The following is a 633-nucleotide window of genomic DNA, read 5'->3' as shown; positions in this document are numbered from 1 at the left end:
GGCGCCCCCGCCGCGCCCGCGCATTATTTACGCAGCGTTATTTTCAATAATCTTTACAACGGTATCGTTTTCATAAATTTCACAATCTTCAGGAATTCCATATGCATAATAAAAGTTTTGTTTGACATATGAATAACCATCTCTTTTTAACCTTGCATTGCCATGTACCAAACCTCTAATGGTGTGATAACCAGTCACTTTTGCATTCCCATAAACAGAACCATAGACCTTAACATACCCACCCACGCTAGCATTGCCATAAACCTTGCCATAAATTTTTGAAGAGCTACTTACAACAGCATGATCATAAACCTCAGCCTTGCTATAAATGCGTGCACTTCCTGTTAATTTTGCATTCCCATAAACCCTTGCATATTGATAAACCCACACCTTATCAGAAAGATGCGCATTATCATAAACATGAGCTCCAAAATACACGCGGGTTTTATCATATACATGCGCATTGCCATAAACAAAACCACCAATGGCAGCATTGCCATATACCCTTGCATTTTCATAAACACGACCAGATTTTACAACACAAGCATTATCATAAACCCAGCAATTGCCATCATGAGAGAGGTTATCTTCCTTTTCAATAAAGCCACCCAAGGCACCAGCCTTAACATCAGC

1 protein-coding gene is annotated in these 633 nt (G+C 39.8%); it reads right to left on the bottom strand.

What is annotated here, in order from left to right:
* Positions 1–27: 27 nt before the first annotated feature.
* Positions 28–633: hypothetical protein (locus ACFINM_RS09890; RefSeq protein WP_375641398.1), on the bottom strand; the 606-nt coding region annotated here is incomplete at its 5' end.

The organism is Bartonella sp. AA168HLJHH (genome assembly GCF_042197365.1).
Taxonomy (GTDB): domain Bacteria; phylum Pseudomonadota; class Alphaproteobacteria; order Rhizobiales; family Rhizobiaceae; genus Bartonella.
The sequence above is the reverse complement of the archived record's forward strand: the minus strand, read 5'-3'. Positions and strand labels throughout refer to the sequence as shown.